Below are 16,256 nucleotides of genomic sequence, written 5' to 3' on the forward strand. Positions count from 1 at the left end.
CCCTTGCGGGGTTTGCGCCGCTTACGCGAAGGTAACCGCACAACCTGCGGTGGTGCCGAGTCGGCGCGGCATCACCGCGGGTTCCCACGGCGGCGGTGCGCTCCTGGACGGGGACCACGGCCGGCCGAGGCGACCTCACCCGTGGTACGCCCAGTAGGCAGGAACCGCAGGGGAGGCCGTCACCCGTCGCTGCCGCCCGCCTCACACCGGCCGCGCGCGCTCCACGATCGCGGCCAGGTCCAGCCCGTACGGCAGGGTCCCGAACGCCGACCCCCAGTCGCCGCCCAGCCGCGAGGCGCAGAAGGCGTCGGCCACCTCCGGCGGCGCGTGGCGTACCAGCAGGCTGCCCTGGAGCACCAGCGCGAGGCGCTCGGCCACCCGCCGCGCCCGGGTCTCGATCCCGTCCAGATCGGCCAACTCGGTGAGCAGCTCCTTGATCGCCGCGTCCAGCCGGTGGTCCGCGCCGCGCGCCTGCCCCAGCTCCACCAGCACCGCGTTCACCGCCGCCGGGGAGCGCTGCAGCGCCCGCAGCACGTCCAGGGACTGCACATTGCCCGAGCCCTCCCAGATGGAGTTGAGCGGCGCCTCGCGCAGCAGCCGCGGCATCCCCGACTCCTCCACGTAGCCGTTGCCGCCCAGGCACTCCAGCGCCTCCGCCGCCACCGGCGTGCAGCGCTTGGTCACCCAGTACTTCGCCGCCGGCACCGCCAGGCGCAGGAAGTCGCTCTCCCCGGCGTCGTAGGCCGCCGCCAGCCGCAGCCCCAGCGCGGTCGCCGCCTCCGACTCCAGCGCCAGGTCCGCCAGTACGTTGCGCATCAGCGGCTTGTCGACCAGCGGCCCCCCGAAGGCCGAGCGGTGCGCGGCGTGGTGCACCGCCTGCGCCACCGACTGCCGCATCAGCGAGGCGGAGCCCAGCACGCAGTCCAGCCGGGTCGCCGCGACCATCTCGATGATGGTCGCCACCCCGCGCCCCTCCCCGCCCACCCGCCAGGCCAGCGTCGTCCCGTCGAACTCCACCTCGCTGGAGGCGTTGGAGCGGTTGCCGAGCTTGTCCTTCAGCCGCTGGATCCGGAAGGTGTTGCGGTCCCCGTCCGGCAGGACGCGCGGAAGGAGGAAGCAGGTCAGACCGCCCGGCGCCTGCGCCAGCACCAGGAAGGCGTCCGACATGGGCGCCGAGCAGAACCACTTGTGCCCCGTCAGCGCGTACATCCCCGACTCGGCGACCGGCTCCGCGCGCGTGGTGTTCGCCCGTACGTCCGAGCCGCCCTGCTTCTCCGTCATCCCCATCCCGGCGACGGCCCCCGCCTTCGCCGTCGCCGGCCGGTCCAGCCCCGGATCGTACGTCCGCGAGGTCAGCAGCGGCTCCCAGACGGCGGCCAGCTCCGGCTCGCGGCGCAGCGCCGGCACGGCGGCGTGCGTCATCGACAGCGGGCAGCCGTGCCCCGCCTCCACCTGCGACCAGACCTGGAACGCCGCCGCCCGCCGCACATGGCTGCCGCTCCCGGGCTCCCCCGACCAGGCGTCCGCCAGCCCGGCCGCGACGCCGCGCTCCATCAGGTGGTGCCAGGCGGGATGGAAGTCGACCTCGTCGACCCGGTTGCCGTAGCGGTCGTGGGTGCGCAGCACCGGCGGGTTCGCGTTCGCCAGCACCCCCCACTCCTGCGCCCGCGCCGAGCCGGCCTCGGTGCCGAGCGCCGACAGCTCCCGGTGGACGGCGGCGTGCCGATCGGGGGGTGTGTGCCGTTCGACGGCCTCGCTCAGGGCGCGGTCCGCCGTGTAGACGTCATAGGACACCAGCGGCGGCGGCTGGTTGGTCACGGAGTGAGTGGCTGACTGCATGACGGTTACGGTATGCAGGTGGAAGCGGGGACGGAAGGACCAGTACGGGCCGGCGGGCGGCTGCGCAGGGCCAGAGCGCTCTACCGCCATCTGCCCAAGCGGACCGTCGCCTGGCTGCTGATCAAGGACACCGTCGACTCCTGCGTGAAGTACCGGATCCTCGGGCTGGCCGCCGAGGCCGCGTTCTTCTCGCTCCTCTCGCTGCCGCCGCTGCTGCTGGGCCTGCTCGGGCTGCTGGGCTACGTCGAGTTCATCGACATGGAGCAGCTGCGCCAGAACATCCTGCGGGCTTCTGAGCGGGTCCTCACCGAGGAGGGCGTCGACCAGCTGGTGCGCCCGCTGCTCGACGACGTGATGAAGGGCGGCCGGCCCGACGTCATCTCCCTGGGCTTCGCCTTCGCCCTGTGGTCCGGCTCGCGCGCGGTGAACGTCTTCATCGACACCATCACCGTGATGTACGGACTCGACGGCCACCGCGGCATCGTCAGGACCCGGCTGCTGGCCTTCGCCCTCTACCTGGTCGCCCTGGTCGCCGGGGTGGTCGCGCTGCCGCTGATGGTCGTGGGACCGGACGCGCTGGTGAACCTGCTGCCGTGGAGCGGCGACCTGGTGCGCGCCCTGTACTGGCCGGCGGTCACCGTGCTGTCGATCGCCTTCCTCACCACGCTCTACCACGTCTCCGTGCCGGTGCGCTCCCCCTGGCGGGAGGACATCCCCGGCGCGCTCACCGCGCTGGGCCTGTGGCTGCTGTGCAGCTTCGCGCTGCGGGTGTACCTCACCAGCACCATCGAGGGCCGCGCCACCATCTACGGCTCGGTGGCCGCCCCCGTCGCGGTGCTGCTGTGGATCGGGGTCTCCGCCTTCGCGGTGCTGGTGGGGGCCGCCGTCAACGCCGCCTTCGACCGGGTGTGGCCCTCCGTGGCCACGGCGACCGGCCGCGCGCAGACCGCGCGGGCCCGCGAGCGGGCGGCGGCGCGGATCGTGGCCGCGGCGGCGGCGGAGCGGCTGGACCGGACCCGGGGGCTGGACGGGGACAGCACGGAGGAGGAGTGGGAGGCGGGGACGGAGCCCGACTGGGAGGCGGAGGCGAAGGACGAGGCACAGGGCGCGCGCCGCACGCACTCGGGGGAGGACTAGGTCCTGCCCGGATCGGCCGCGGAAAGGGCCGCGGAAAAACCGTGGCCCTTTCGCGAGCGGCCCGTTAGTGTCTGCGATGTCGTCGCGCCCGCCGGTCTGTTCGCACCGGGGCGCTGACCGGGTAAGAGGTGTACGAGGGACGAGAGGGAGGTGTGACCGATGGCCGTCACTGCGCCGGGCGCTGCCCGCAACCGCCATTCCACCTCCGTGGCCGCCGGCTGACTTCGAGAAGAGCCGGTGCCACCCCCTGAAGGGTTCACCGTGAATCTCTCCACCCCGTCCGGCTCCACCTTCACCTTCACCTTCACCTCTCCCCTTTCCCTGGCGCACTACGGCTGGGACGCCGCCTTCGCCGACTCCTTCGCCCCGTACGCCGAGCAGGGCCTGGTCCCGGGCCGTATCGTGCGCGTCGACCGCGGCGCCTGCGACGTCGTCACCGCCGAGGGGCAGCTGCGCGCCGCCGTCGTCCTCGGGCCCGAGCCCGACCCCACCCGGCTGCCGACCACCGGCGACTGGGCGGCGCTGAGCACCGGCGCCCAACCGGCCGTACGGGCGCTCCTGCCGCGCCGGACCGCCTTCCTGCGCTCGGCCTCCTCCAAGCGCTCCGACGGCCAGGTCCTCGCCGCCAACGTCGACCACGCCGTGATCGCCGTCTCCCTCGCCGCCGACCTCAACCTGCCCCGGCTGGAGCGGCTGCTCTCGCTGGCCTGGTCCAGCGGCGCCCAGCCGCTGATCGTCCTCACCAAGGCCGACCTGATCGACGACCCCGCGGTCCTGGGCCACCTCCTGGCGGACGCCCGCTCGGCCGCGCCCGGCGTCGAGGTGCTGGCGGTCAGCTCCACCAGCGGCACGGGCGTGGCGGAGCTGGCCGCCGCCGTGGCGGGCGGTACCGCCGTCCTCCTCGGGCAGTCCGGCGCCGGCAAGTCGACGCTCGCCAACACGCTGCTGGGGGACGCGTACCAGACCGTCCAGGCCGCCCGCGACAGCGACGGCAAGGGCCGCCACACCACCACCACCCGCGATCTGCTGCCGCTGCCGGGCGGCGGCGTCCTCATCGACACCCCCGGGATGCGCGGCGTCGGGCTCTGGGAGGCGCAGGAGGGGCTGGCGCAGGTCTTCGCCGAGATCGAGGCGTACGCGGGCGACTGCCGCTTCGACGACTGCTCGCACACCGCCGAGCCCGGCTGCGCGGTACTGGCGGCGCTCGACTCGGGCGAGCTGTCGGAACGCCGGCTGGACAGCTACCGCAAGCTGCTCCGCGAGAACGCGCACATCGCCGCCCGTACGGACGCCCGGCTGCGGGCGGAGCGGCGCAGGGTCTGGCGCCGCAACGAGAACACCGGACGCGAGGCGCGGCGGCTGAAGGGGATGGACTACTGACGGACCGCCCGCTGGGGGAGCCCCTACGCCCCCAGCAGCCCCCGCAGCAGGCGGTCCGCCAGCTTCCGGTCGCCGTCCGACAGGGCGTCGACCAGGGCCAGGCGGTCCGCCGGCGCGGCCGGGGGCCGGCCGCTGCGCTCGTACAGCTCGGCGGCCACCCGGCTCAGCTCCGGGTTGGCGGCGGGCGCCAGCAGCGCGGCGTGGAAGGCGCGGTCCGCCTCGCGGCCCGGCGCCGCGGCGCACGGCCGCAGCGCCGGCGGGTCGGGCTCGGCGGCCAGCACCGCCGGGAGGACCAGCAGCGCCCGTACCGCCGCGACGTCCGCGGGGACCGGCGGCACCGCGATGCGGAAGCCGCGGTTGGGCAGCACCTGGACGGCGCCCTCCGCCGCCAGTATCTGCATCGCCTCGCGGACCGGCGTGGCGGAGACGCCCAGGGGGGCGGCCAGCGCGGGCGCTGAGTACACGTGCCCGACGCGCAGCCGCCCGTCCGCCAGCGCGGCCCGCAGCACCTCCAGGGTCTGGGCGCGCACGGAGGTGCGGTCCAGCCGGGGCGCGGCGGTGCGCTGCGCGGGCAGTCGCGGGCCGCTCTGCCGCGCGCTCGCGCCGTGTCCCGCGGAGGGCGTTCTGTCCGTATTCATCTAGGGCACTGTAGAGGAGGGGGCGCGTCGGGCGCCGGGCCGGTCCGGTCCGTGGGCGACCCCGCGCCCCCTCCTCCCCTCTACGCGCTCCCCCCGTCCTACGCGCTCCCCTCCGTCCCCGGCATCCCCGTCTCGTCGGACGGCTGCGGCACGGGGGTCCACGAGGGGCAGTCCGGCAGCGGGTCCAGCTCCGGGGCCAGGAGTACGTAGCTCGTGCTTCCCGCCTGTTTCGCCGGGTCCTTGGAGTAGCCGCCGGTGAGGTAGGTGACCAGCAGCGCCTGCCCGTTGGCGACCACCCCGCCGTACTCGGGGGTGAGCGTGGTGCGGGAGTGGCTGCGCAGGTCGGCCGCCCAGACGGCCTTCCCGCCCACCCAGGTGATCAGGTCGCCGACCAGCTCCATCTGGTCGATGTGCTCGCCCTCGGCCGCCCGCGCGATGGTCGCGGACCCCTTCCATCCCGGCCGCCAGGCGTACAGCGTCCGGTAGTCGGGGGAGACCCAGGCCCAGGTGCGCCCGTCGCCGGAGATATGAGCAGTGCCGCGGATGGCGGCGATGACCGGGGGCAGGGCCGCGGGGCGGCCGGTGCGCATGGACACCGCCCGGATGGACACGGCCCCCCTCGACGACTGCTGCCCCGGTCCCGCCGGCTCCCGCCAGCCCAGCAGGTCGCCCGTGCGGAAGACGGGGCTGGTGTCGCCCGTACGGACCACGGAGTCGCGGCGGGCGGCCAGGTCGTAGAGGTGGATGTCCTTCTTGCCGCCGGCCGTCCCCTGCGCCCAGCCCGCCCGGCCGTCGAGGAGCTGGACGAAGAGGAAGGGCCCGGGGACGCTCTTGTCGTGGCGCACGATCAGGAACGGGGCCGCGTCGCCGGTCGAGTCCCAGGCGTACAGCGCCCAGTCGTTCCAGTTCTCCGCGTCGTGGGCGACCTGGAAGACCAGCCACCGCCCGTCGAAGCGGGTGCTGCCGTACTGCGCCCGCGTCGGGCTGTCCGCCGGGTCCAGGCGGTGGACGACCTGCCGCGGGCCTGCCTCGCCCGCCAGCCGCACCAGCTCCGTCCCCGCCGCTGTGGACTCCACCGCGAAGAGGGTCCGGCCGTCCGTACTCACCGCCGTCGCGCGCCGGTCCGTGCCCGGTTCGGAGAGGTGGCGGCGCCGCTTCTCGGCCTCGGCCCACGGGGCCGGGCGCGGCACCGTGCAGAAGTCGGTCCTGTCCCGCGGCTGCGGCGCCGGCGCCGGAGCGGGCGCCGCGGTGGCGGGAGGTGTACGCGACGGAGCGGGCCGGGCGTCGGGACCGGGGGCGGCCGGGGACGGCGAGCACCCGAAGGCGCCCACCGCCAGCAGGCAGGCCACCGCGTACCCCAGGCCGGCGGCCCGTCGCTCACCACTGATAGCCGCGACCGCCCATCATGACCACCAGCGTGTCCGACCACACCGGGGACTGGGCGGGCACGCCCGACCAGACGCTGGTCGCCGGGTCCTGGACCTGGCTGTAGTTGCCGCTCTCCTTGTAGCCGCGGATGTTGACCCAGTGGAAGATCTCGGTGTTGGGGTGGCCGGGCAGGTGCGGACCCCCGGGAACCTCCCACACGTTGCCGGCGATGCTGTCGTAGGTGCCGGCGATGTCGACGACGAGCCGCGACTTGTAGGTGCTCTTGTCGCCGGAACTCGGGCTGTACGCCAGGAACTCGCCGGCGTAGGCGGGGTGGGCGTAGTACTGCAGCGCGCTGAGCATCGCACCCCAGCTGGTGCCGCCGCTGCCCGGGGAGATGCCGAAGCGGGAGGCCAGCGTCGCTTGGCTGATGCTGCGGCCCTGGTGCAGGATCGTCATCCGGGCGGTGGCCGGGCCGCAGTAGTTGCTGTACGCCTGGGCCACGTGGTTGGCCGTCAGGTACGAGCTGGAGGGGTAGGCCAGCGTGGTCGGCCCGTCGGCCGAGGTGCCGATGCCCAGCCGCTTGTCCTTCGCGGCGGAGCCGGCGTGCGCGGCCCGGATCTCCCGCGGCGTGAAGGGGTCGGGGTCGGTGGCGGCCTTGAGGGCGCCGATGTCGGTGGGGGAGAGGGCGCCGCCGGCGTCCCCGTCCGAGGCGAGGGCCGGCCCGGTCAGCAGGGTCCCGGCCAGCAGGGCGCCGCAGGATATCGCGGCCAGGGTGCGCGTACTGGGGCTCATGGTTCCACCTCTTCGCGTGGTGACCGCGTGGTGTTCCATATCGTAAGAAGCTAAGCATGTACATGTAAAGACCGTCAAGGATGCTGTGGGAGATTCCGCGTCCAATATCACCTGGCGCCCTTCTCGCGCGGGAAAAGGCGGGGTAATCCACCCCATCGAGTGCGGAAGTTTCAAAGGACGAGCGGAACGAACCACTTCCGCCAGGATGGCGCCCATGCCAGGCGGCGGCGGGCGCGGGCGGCAGGGCGGTTGAGGCGGCCGGCGGTTGGGTCGGACGGATGAGCGCGGAGGGGTGCGGCGATGGGATTCGACGGGACCGGGGCGGGCTGGCTGATCGCCGGTGCCCTCCTCCTGTGCGGCGTCGGGGCCGCGATCATGCTGGTCCTCCAGGGCAGAAAGCCCGACGAGGGACGGGAGATGGACTCCTGGGAGCGCAGCGAGCAGCGGCGCCGGCGCAAGGAGACCCTCTACGGCAGCGTCGCCTACCTGCTGCTGTTCTGCTGCGCGGCGGTCGCGGCGGCGCTCTCCTTCCACGGACTGGTGGGGTTCGGCCGGGAGAACCTGCGGCTGGACGGCGGCTGGGAGTACCTGGTCCCCTTCGGCCTGGACGGCGCGGCGATGTTCTGCTCCGTCATCGCGGTCCGCGAGGCGAGCAACGGCGACGCGGCGCTGGGCAGCCGGATGCTGGTGTGGCTCTTCGCCGGCGCCGCCGCCTGGTTCAACTGGGTGCACGCGCCACGGGGGTTGGACCACGCGGGCGCGCCGCAGTTCTTCGCCGGCATGTCGCTCTCCGCCGCGATCCTCTTCGACCGGGCGCTGAAGCAGACCCGCCGGGCCGCCCTGCGCGAACAGGGCCTGGTGCCGCGCCCCCTGCCGCAGATCCGGGTGGTGCGCTGGCTGCGGGCGCCCCGCGAGACCTACCGCGCCTGGTCGCTGATGCTGCTGGAGGGCGTACGCACCCTGGACGAGGCCGTGGAGGAGGTCCGCCAGGAGCGCCGCGACAAGGAGCGCAGCCGCGCCGAGCAGCGCCACCAGTCACGCCTGGAGCGCGCCCAGGTCAAGGCGCTGGAACGGGGCGCCGCCCCCGCCCAACTGCCCGCGCCGCGCCGGGCCGCCGCCGAGCCGGCGCCGCAGGAGGAGCGGACGGCGGTGCCGCCGCCGACCGCCGACGCCGACGAGGACACCGCAGCCCCCAGGCTTGACACCCTGGAGCAGAAACTCGCCGCGCTGGAACGCCAGTTCGGCTGACCCGCGGCGCCCGGCACGCACTCTCGCCGCACGGGGGCTTGGGACAGGTGGCTCCGCCACATGACCCAAGCCCCCGCACGCCGAGAGCACGCACCGGACGCCGCGGGGGCCGGTGTGCGTGTTGTGCCCTGGCGGGTAGGCCGGGGTGGGGTGCACCGAGGGGTGGGTGCCGAGCCGGCTTCACAAGGGGAGCGTCGATGCACGACGACCGTCTGCTGGTGGAGGGCCGCTTCGAGCGGGCCATGCGCCAGTTCGTCCGGCCCGCGCTGTACGCCGCCCGTGTGCCGCTGGCCATCGCCGCCTGGCACGTCCCGCGTGGGAGCGCCGCCTGCGCCGCCGACGCGCTCACCGCCCCGTACGAGCCCTTCGCCCCCGGCACCGCCTGGGGCAGCCCCTGGTCCACCAGCTGGTTCTGGCTCACCGGCACCGTCCCGCCGGAGTGGGCCGGGCGGCGCGTCGAGGCGCTCGTCGACCTCGGCTTCGGCGAGGAGGCCCCCGGCTTCCAGGCCGAGGGGATGGTCTACGACGCCGCGGGCGTGCCGGTCAAGGGCGTCCACCCGCGCAACCGGCACGTCCCCCTGCGCGCCGCCCCCGGCGAACCCGTCTCGCTGCTGCTGGAGGCCGCCGCCAACCCCGCCGTCCTGCACGACTTCACCCCCACCCCGCTGGGCGACCCCGCCACCGCCGGCGACACCCCGCTCTACACCTTCCGCGCCGCCGAACTCGCCGTACTGGACGAGGAGGTGTGGCACCTGATCCTCGACGCGGAGGTGCTGAGCGAGCTGGCGTACGAACTGCCCGCCGACCGCTCCCGCCGCCACCACATCCTGCGCGCCCTGGAGCGGATGCTCGACGCCCTCGACCTGCACGACGTGGCCGCCACCGCCGCCGCGGCCCGCGCCGAACTGGCCGGCGTCCTCGCCGCCCCGGCCGCCCCCAGCGCCCACCGCCTCTCCGCCGCCGGCCACGCGCACATCGACTCGGCCTGGCTGTGGCCGCTGCGCGAGACCGTCCGAAAAGCCTCCCGCACCTTCGCCAACGTCACCGAGCTGGCCCTGTCCGGCGAGTACCCGGAGCTGGTCTTCGCCTGCTCGCAGGCCCAGCAGTACGCCTGGGTGAAGGAGCACCAGCCGCACCTCTGGGAGCGGATCAGGGAGGCGGTCCGGCGCGGCAACTGGGCGCCGGTGGGCTCGATGTGGGTGGAGTCCGACGCCAACATGCCCGGCGGCGAGGCACTCGCCCGCCAACTCGTCCACGGCAAGCGCTTCTTCCTGGAGGAGCTGGGCGTGGAGACGCGGGAGGTCTGGCTGCCGGACTCCTTCGGCTACACCGCGGCCTTCCCGCAGCTGGCGAAGCTCGCCGGGGTGCGCTGGTTCCTGACCCAGAAGCTGTCGTGGAACCAGACCAACCCGATGCCCCACCACAGCTTCTGGTGGGAGGGCATCGACGGCACCCGGGTCTTCACCCACTTCCCGCCCGTCGACACCTACAACGCCACCCTGCACGCCGGCGAACTCGCCCGCGCCGAGCGCAACTTCCGCGACAAGGGCCTCGCCACCCGCTCGCTGGTCCCCTTCGGCTACGGCGACGGGGGCGGCGGCCCCACCCGCGAGATGCTGCAGAAGGCGCGCAGGCTGCGCTCCCTGGAGGGCTCGCCCCGCGTCACCGTCGAGCCGCCCGCCGCCTTCTTCGCGGCGGCCGAGGCGGAGTACGGCGCGCACGCGCCCGTCTGGTCGGGGGAGCTGTACCTGGAGTTCCACCGGGGGACGTACACCTCGCAGGCCGCCACCAAACGCGGCAACCGGCGCAGCGAACACCTGCTGCGGGAAGCCGAGTTGTGGGCCACGGCGGCCGCGCTGACCGCGCCGGGCTACGTCTACCCGTACGAGGAGCTCGATCGGCTCTGGAAGACCGTGCTGCTGCACCAGTTCCACGACATCCTGCCGGGCTCCTCCATCTCCTGGGTGCACCGCGAGGCCGCCGGGACCTACGCCGCCGTGGCCCGGGAGCTGGCGGAGATCACCGCCGGCGCGATCGGGGCGCTGGGCGGCGGGGCCCCGGCCGTCTTCAACGCCTCCCCGTACGCCCGCCGGGAGGTCATCGACGTGGCCGGGCGGCCGACGGCCGTCCACGTCCCCGCCCTCGGTTCGGCCGCCCTCGACGCGGCGGCCGCCCCACCGGCCCCCGTGCGGGCCGAGACGCTCCCACCGGGCGACGGCACCGGCGGGTTCGTCCTCGGCAACGGGCACCTGCGCCTCACCCTCGACGGCGACGGCCTGCTCACCTCGGTGTACGACCTCGACGCCGCCCGCGAGGTCCTGCCGCCCGGCGCCCGCGCCAACCTCCTCCAGCTCCACCCCGACCACCCCAACCAGTGGGACGCCTGGGACCTCGACCGCCACTACCGCCGCAAGCACACCGACCTGGCCGCCGCCGAATCCGCGGCGCTGACCCAGGACGGCCCGCTGCGGGCCACCGTGCGCGTCGTACGGCGCACCGGCGACTCCCGCCTCGTCCAGGAGACCAGCCTCGCGGCCGGGAGCCGGCGGGTGGACTTCGCGCTGGAGGCCGACTGGCGCGAGACGGAGAAGGTACTCAAGGCCGCCTTCCCGCTCGACGTGCACGCCGAACGCTCCACCGCCGAGATCCAGTTCGGCCACGTGCACCGGCCCACCCACGCCAACACCAGTTGGGACGCGGCCAAGTTCGAGGTCTGCGCCCACCGCTGGCTGCGCGTCGCCGAGCCCGGCTACGGCGTCGCCCTCCTCAACGACGCCACCTACGGCCACGACGTCACCCGCACCCCGTACGGCCAAGTCCTCGCCACCACCGTCCGGTTGACGATGCTGCGCGCCCCCCGCTTCCCCGACCCGCACACCGACCAGGGCGTCCACCACTACCGCTACTCCCTCCTCCCCGGCGCCGAGGCCGGCGAGGCGGTCGCCGAGGGTCTCGCCCTCAACCTGCCGCTGCGCACCGCCCCGGGACCCGCCCTCGCCCCGCTCGTCGACAGCGGGCACCCCGCCCTCACCGTGGAGGCGGTCAAACTGGCCGAGGACCGCAGCGGCGACGTGGTGGTGCGGCTGTACGAGTCGCGCGGCGGCCGGGCCCGCGGCGTCCTCACCACCCGCTTCCCGCTCGCCGGCGCCCAGGTCACCGACCTGCTGGAGCGACCGCGGGCGCCGGCCGAGCGCGCGGGCGGCGGGGTACGCCTGGAGCTGCGGCCCTTCGAGATCGTCACCCTGCGGCTGACCCCGGCGCGGGAGGGGTGAACGACCCTGCGCGGTGCGGCCGTTCACCCCTCCCAGACCGCCGCCGCCGTCCGGTCGTCCGCGTGGCCCTCGACGCGCAGCTGGACGTCCACCAGGTACGCGGCCAGGCCCGGCGGCCCGTCCCGCCATCGCCGGGCCAGCTCGTCCGTGAACGCCGGCGCCTCGCGCAGCGGTCCGGCGAGACCGGCGGCCGTCAGCAGCAGCACGTCCCCGGGCGCGGCGACGGAGGCGCGGAAGGCGAAGGGCTGCCGGGGTGCGCCGGCCTCGCTCGGGACGTCGAGCAGGGTGGGCGGGTTCGCGGGCGCGGCACGCGGGTCGGGGATCGCGGCGCGGGGATCGGGCGCGGGTGCTTGCGGGGGCACCTCCGGGGGCGTCTGCGGGGAGCCGTAGCCGGCCACCGGACCGCCCTGGCCGCTGACCGGCTCCGGCTCGATGTCCTGCCACACGCCGTCGCGCAGCCGGAACAGGCCGCCGGGGCCCGTACCGAAGAACACCCTGATCCGGCAGGCCGGATCGGCGGGGAGCAGCAGGCAGCGCAGGCTCGCCTGGTACGCGCCGTCCTCCGCGCTCTCCACGCCCCGCTCGGCGGCGCGGGCGCGCATCAGCCCGTACGTACGGCCGGTGAGCCGGTGCAGCCCCGACTTCAGCGAGCCGCGCCGGCCCTCCCGGATGTCCTGGTCGAGCCGGGCGTGGTTGCGCCCGACCGCCCCGCCGAGCCAGAGGCAGGCGTCGCGGGCGGCGAGCGGGGCCGCCGCGCTGCCGCGCGCGCCGGTGGCCAGCGCCACCAGCACCAGCGCGCTGTCGCCGCTGCCGAAGCGCGCGGTCAGCAGCGCGTCGCGGCGCGGCTCGCCGCGATAGCGCGCGGAGTCCCCGCGCACGGAGGCGCAGCGCAGCGTCATGGTCCCGTAGGCGGCGCCGTCGAGCACGGTGTCGGGGACGAGGTCGGCGAGCGCGCCGGGGGAGGTGGCGGGCAGGGCGGTGGGCTCGGGGGGATAGGTGGGCTCGGGGTGGTAGGTGGGCGGCCGGTCGCCCGGGTGGGCGGCGGCGGGGCGGGGCGGGGGTGCGTCAGCGATGCCCCCGGCGTCCCCGGCCTCCCCGGCGCCCTCGGCGTCCCCGGCTTCCTCCGGCGGCGGCTGCGGCTGCCGTACGCGGCGCAGCCGCAGCGTGCCGTGGGTGTCGGGGGTCGGCGGGGTGAGCACCGGGGCGGCGTCCGCCGGCTCGTCCACCGCCGGCTCCTCCACCGGCTCTCCCCCCGCCGACCCGCCGCCCACCGTATGGGCCGCCGAGTCGAAGCGGTCGTCGAGGGTGTCCTCGGCGCGCGCGGACGCCCCCGTGTCCGGCGCCCCCGGCTCGTACAGCTCGTCCCACCAGTCGCCGCCCTGTCCGGCAGCGCCCTTCTCCGGCTCCCCCTGCTGCGTCATGTCCATAAGTGTCCACGGATAGCCGCTCCGGGAAACCGCCCGCGTCCGAACCGGAATCAGCGGACGCCCTGTTCGTCCCGTAAGGGCTTGGCAAAAGTGTGGGGGTAGGGGAGATGATGTCCCGGCGGATTCGCGCCTGGCCGGTTTCCGCCACCGACGGATCCCGGCCAGCGCCAGGAAGGGCGGCGTTACGGTGCTCAACGCGATCGGACTGGACGAGGCGCAGGAGTCCGCCTACCGGACGCTGGTCGGGCTGGGCGCCGCCGACGTGCCCGAGCTGGCCCACCGGCTGACCCTGCCGGAGGAGGAGGCCGTACGCGCCCTGCGCCGGCTGGAGCGCCAGGGCCTCGCCGCGCAGTCCTCCGCCCGCCCCGGCCGCTGGGTCGCCGCGCCGCCCGCCGTGGCCCTGGGCGCGCTGCTCAGCCGGCAGCGGCACGAGCTGGAGCAGGCCGAGATCACCGCCGCGCGCCTCGCCAAGGAGTACCGCGCGGAGGCCGCCGAGCCCGCCGTGCACGACCTGGTCGAGGTCGTCACCGGCGCCAGCGCCGTGGCCCACCGCTTCCGCCAGCTGCAGCTCGGCGCGGCGCACGAGGTCTGCGCGCTGGTGACGGGCAAGCCCGTCGCCGTCACCGGCACCGAGAACCGCGCCGAGGAGGAGGCGAGCAGCCGCGGCGTGCGCTACCGGGTGGTGATCGAACGCGAGCTGCTCGACGGCCAGACCGGGCTGAGCGAGCTCGTCGAGGCCCTCGACCGCGACGAGGAGGTGCGTATCGCCGAGCGCGTACCGACCAAACTCGTGGTCACCGACGGCACGATGGCCATGGTCCCGCTCACCGGCCACGGCACGGAGCCCGCCGCCCTCGTCGTGCACGCCAGCGGCCTGCTGGAGGCGCTCACCGGGCTCTTCGAGAGCGTCTGGCAGCAGTCCCTGCCGCTGCGGCTCACCGCGGACGAGCGCACGGTCACCACGGAGGGCGACGGCGACGACCGCGCTCCCGACAGCACCGACCTGCGCATCCTCTCCCTGCTGCTCGCCGGCCTGACGGACGCCAGCGTCGCCAAGCAACTGGACCTGGGCCTGCGGACGGTGCAGCGCCGGGTGAAGCGCCTGATGGAACTGGTGGGCGTAGCCACCAGACTCCAACTCGGCTGGCAGGCATACGAACGCGGCTGGGTTAGCCGGTGAGTTATTGGCCCGGGTTGCGGCCCCCGGCACGCACTCTCGGCGTGCGGGGGCTTGGGACAGGTGGCTCCGCCACATGACCCAAGCCCCCGCACGCCGAGAGCACGCACCGGACGCCGCTGTTATCCCTGATTGCTCCGGGTGTACGGCGCCCGTGTTTTTCGTTACCGCCGCGCCTGCGGCACCCCCAGCTGCTTCGCCAGCCACAGCGGCACCCCGCCCAGCAGCTGTACGAGCCGCGCCGCCTCCGCCCGCAGCCGGGCGGCCTGCGGTTCCGGCTCCACGTCGGCCAGTGCCATCAGCGCCGGCGCCGTACCGACCAGGTAGCCCAGCTCCTCACGGATACGCAGCGACTCGGCGAACCCCTCGCGCGCCTCGGCCAGTTCACCCGCCTCGGCGGCCAGCGCCGCCAGATGCCGGCTGGTGGAGGAGCGCAGCAGCAGGTCGCCCCGGGCCACCGCCCCCGCCTGCGCCCGCCGGAACGCCGCCTCCGCCGCGTCGGCGTGCCGCGTCAGGTGCTGCGCGACCAGCCCGCGCCGGTAGTCCAGCAGCGGCCGCGCGGCAGCCCCCGGCGCCAGCAGCGCGGCGGCCCGGCCGAGCGCGGCCCGCGCCTCGTCGGAGCGGTCCCGGCCCTGGAACAGCGTGGACCCGTACACCAGATACCCCCGCTCGCTGGCGGCGGCCCCGCGCTCCTCGTCGTCGGTGGCCAGCGACTCCGCGAGCCGCAGCGCGTCCTCGGCGTCCTGCCAGCCGGCCGAGGTGTACATGCAGCGCTCGACCAGCAGCGCCGCCCGCCACAGCGCCGCCCCCGCCTCCCGCGCGGCCCGCGGCTCCAGCAGCGCCGCCGCGTCGTCCCAGCAGGCGCGGGAGCGCAACCGCCAGATGGCGCGCTCCAGCGGATCGTCCGACACCGAAGAACCAAGCCCTGCCATGGCGGTATCCGCCACCGTGCCTCCCGAGGCGCGCGTCGTCGAGCGTGAGGGTGCAGCGTTCAGCGTGCGAGTACGACCGGAGCGGATGGTGCGTCAGGTGCGGAAGCGACAGCGGTCGGCACTGCAACACGCGGTCCTGTCAGGCAGGTTGAAGCGGTACGGCCCCGCCCGGCCGAGGGGTCTGCCAGCATCACAGCACGAGGTGGCACCCCGGGCCAAGTAGGCGGGTGAATGCTTTCACAATCTTTGCCGCGCGGGGGCGCTCAGCGCTCCGTGCCGGTACTACCCCATCCGCAGCGCGAGGAAGAAGTCGAGCTTGTCCTCAAGGCGCGACAGGTCCCGGCCGGTGAGCTGCTCGATCCGGCCGACGCGATAGCGCAGAGTGTTCACGTGCAGATGAAGCCGCGCCGCGCACCGCGTCCACGAGCCGTCGCAGTCGAGGAACGCCTCCAGGGTCTCCACCAGGTCCGCCCGGTGGCGGCGGTCGTACTCGCGCAGCGGGTCGAGCAGCCGGGCGGTGAAGGCGCGGCGCACGTCGTCGGGGACGAAGGGCAGCAGCAGGACGTGCGAGGCCAGCTCCTCGTGGCCGGCCGCGCAGACCCGGCCGTCCCGGGCCGCCGCTACCCGGCGGGCGTGGCGCGCCTCCTCCAGCGCGCCGCGCAGCCCCTCGGAGGAGGGCACGGGGGCGCTGACCCCGATCGTCAACCGCGCCCCGTCGCCCAGCCCTTGGGCCAGCGGGCGCTCGACCGCCGCCAGCAGCGCGTCCGCCTTCAGCGGCGCGTCAGCGTCCTCAGCGCCCCCAGGCCCCCCCGGACCCTCAGCGCCCCCGGCAGCGCCCGTCGGCGGCAGCGGCAGCAGCGCCACCGCCTCCTCGGCGCTGTGCGCCACGGCGACCCGGTCCAGCGAGGGGTCCAGCAGGATCTCCTCCAGCAGGTCCCGCGCCACCTCCGCGCCGTCCGCCGGCGCCTCGCCGCCGGTCTCCACCCGCGCCACGACGACCTGCCACCGCGGCGCGCCGCCCGCGCCGCCGGGCAGCAGTACGG

The 16,256-nt window shown here is 75.1% G+C and carries 12 protein-coding genes; 5 read left to right on the forward strand and 7 right to left on the reverse strand.

From position 1 onward, the window contains the following. Window positions 1–201: 201 nt before the first annotated feature. Entirely contained in the window at window positions 202–1,839 is a 1,638-nt protein-coding gene (locus ACFQLX_RS09680) for an acyl-CoA dehydrogenase family protein (RefSeq protein ID WP_386413787.1), read from the reverse strand. 12 nt (window positions 1,840–1,851) lie between these two features. On the opposite strand from ACFQLX_RS09680, the gene ACFQLX_RS09685 reads away from it, so the two are divergent. Together ACFQLX_RS09685 and rsgA are read left to right on the forward strand one after the other, a co-directional pair. Further along, a complete protein-coding gene (locus ACFQLX_RS09685) occupies window positions 1,852–2,976 on the forward strand; it encodes a YihY/virulence factor BrkB family protein (RefSeq protein ID WP_386413788.1) in 1,125 nt (374 codons plus the stop codon). 261 nt (window positions 2,977–3,237) lie between these two features. Further along, the gene (gene rsgA / locus ACFQLX_RS09690) at window positions 3,238–4,356 is read left to right on the forward strand and encodes a ribosome small subunit-dependent GTPase A (protein WP_386413789.1); all 1,119 of its coding nucleotides are present in this window, start codon (window positions 3,238–3,240) and stop codon (window positions 4,354–4,356) included. Between the two features lie 23 nt (window positions 4,357–4,379). Here rsgA and ACFQLX_RS09695 read toward each other — a convergent pair whose 3' ends face one another. From ACFQLX_RS09695 to ACFQLX_RS09705, 3 genes are all read right to left on the reverse strand, one after another. After that, the gene (locus ACFQLX_RS09695) at window positions 4,380–4,994 is read right to left on the reverse strand and encodes a GntR family transcriptional regulator (RefSeq protein WP_386413791.1); all 615 of its coding nucleotides are present in this window, start codon (window positions 4,992–4,994) and stop codon (window positions 4,380–4,382) included. A gap of 98 nt (window positions 4,995–5,092) precedes the next feature. Continuing rightward, window positions 5,093–6,184, reverse strand: a complete 1,092-nt coding sequence (locus ACFQLX_RS09700; RefSeq protein ID WP_386413792.1) for a hypothetical protein — start codon at window positions 6,182–6,184, stop codon at window positions 5,093–5,095. A gap of 187 nt (window positions 6,185–6,371) precedes the next feature. Continuing rightward, entirely contained in the window at window positions 6,372–7,157 is a 786-nt protein-coding gene (locus tag ACFQLX_RS09705; RefSeq protein WP_386413793.1) for a C39 family peptidase, read from the reverse strand. A 300-nt stretch (window positions 7,158–7,457) separates the two neighbouring features. On the opposite strand from ACFQLX_RS09705, the gene ACFQLX_RS09710 reads away from it, so the two are divergent. Then, the gene (locus ACFQLX_RS09710) at window positions 7,458–8,405 is read left to right on the forward strand and encodes a DUF2637 domain-containing protein (protein ID WP_386413794.1); all 948 of its coding nucleotides are present in this window, start codon (window positions 7,458–7,460) and stop codon (window positions 8,403–8,405) included. A gap of 197 nt (window positions 8,406–8,602) precedes the next feature. Continuing rightward, complete coding sequence (locus tag ACFQLX_RS09715; protein ID WP_386413795.1) at window positions 8,603–11,677, forward strand: alpha-mannosidase; 3,075 nt, start codon at window positions 8,603–8,605, stop codon at window positions 11,675–11,677. A gap of 23 nt (window positions 11,678–11,700) precedes the next feature. On the opposite strand, the gene ACFQLX_RS09720 is transcribed toward ACFQLX_RS09715, so the two are convergent. After that, on the reverse strand, window positions 11,701–13,098 hold the full coding sequence (locus ACFQLX_RS09720; RefSeq protein ID WP_386413796.1) for a protein phosphatase 2C domain-containing protein: 1,398 nt from the start codon (window positions 13,096–13,098) through the stop codon (window positions 11,701–11,703). 193 nt (window positions 13,099–13,291) lie between these two features. Between ACFQLX_RS09720 and ACFQLX_RS09725 the strand changes: the two genes are divergently transcribed. Further along, a complete protein-coding gene (locus ACFQLX_RS09725) occupies window positions 13,292–14,284 on the forward strand; it encodes a helix-turn-helix domain-containing protein (protein WP_386413797.1) in 993 nt (330 codons plus the stop codon). A 161-nt stretch (window positions 14,285–14,445) separates the two neighbouring features. Here the strand turns inward: ACFQLX_RS09725 and ACFQLX_RS09730 are convergent, their stop codons facing one another. Together ACFQLX_RS09730 and ACFQLX_RS09735 are read right to left on the reverse strand one after the other, a co-directional pair. Beyond that, window positions 14,446–15,213: a hypothetical protein gene (locus ACFQLX_RS09730; RefSeq protein ID WP_386413798.1), complete on the reverse strand. Its 768-nt coding sequence runs from the start codon at window positions 15,211–15,213 to the stop codon at window positions 14,446–14,448. Between the two features lie 282 nt (window positions 15,214–15,495). Further along, a partial coding sequence (locus ACFQLX_RS09735) for a PucR family transcriptional regulator (RefSeq protein ID WP_386413799.1) occupies window positions 15,496–16,256 on the reverse strand: 761 nt, incomplete at its 5' end.

The organism is Streptomyces polyrhachis, from assembly GCF_042663125.1.
Lineage (GTDB): Bacteria > Actinomycetota > Actinomycetes > Streptomycetales > Streptomycetaceae > Streptomyces > Streptomyces polyrhachii.